The organism is Vibrio sp. 1288 (assembly GCF_033344475.1).
The window spans coordinates 1-524 of record NZ_JAWPOX010001099.1 but is presented as its reverse complement, the minus strand read 5'-3'; the positions used below and the strand labels follow the sequence as shown (position 1 = coordinate 524).

At 46.0% G+C, this 524-nt stretch carries 1 protein-coding gene; it reads right to left on the bottom strand.

Annotation, left to right across the window (positions count from 1 at the left end; translation table 11 throughout):
- A partial coding sequence (locus tag R8O11_RS31110) for an FAD-binding oxidoreductase (RefSeq protein WP_318195375.1) occupies positions 1-524 on the bottom strand: 524 nt, incomplete at both ends.

The following is a 524-nucleotide window of genomic DNA, read 5'->3' as shown; positions in this document are numbered from 1 at the left end:
TCTTGTCTTCTGCCGTTGGTTGGTTATACCAAATGAGCGCGTTCATGTTTTCTTTCGCCGTGACTAGCTGGTTTACGTGCTCTTTAAAGGCGTGGTGTTTGCTGTTTTCTGTTGCATGTACCCAAGTCACTGGCGCGTGATGTTCCGTCAAGCTTTCTAGCATTGACAGTGTTGGCGTAAGGCCGACACCTGCAGAAATCAGCACCACTGGTGTATTGGTATCTACATCCATAAAGAAATCACCCGCTGGCGCTGCGAGTTTTACTTTATCGCCGATGTTTAGCTCATCGTGCAGGTAGTTGGATACTTTACCGCCTTGTTTACGTTTTACGGAGATGCGGTAAGTGTTCTCTTGAACCGAAGAAGATAGGCTGTATTGACGTATCTCTTGGTTTTCAAACTTATCGCTGTTGATGTAGATGCCGAGGTACTGCCCAGGCTTGTACTTCGTCACTTTACTGCCATCCGTCGGTTTGAAAACAAAACTGCAAATGTGTTCACTTTCCAATTGTTTCCCAACCAAC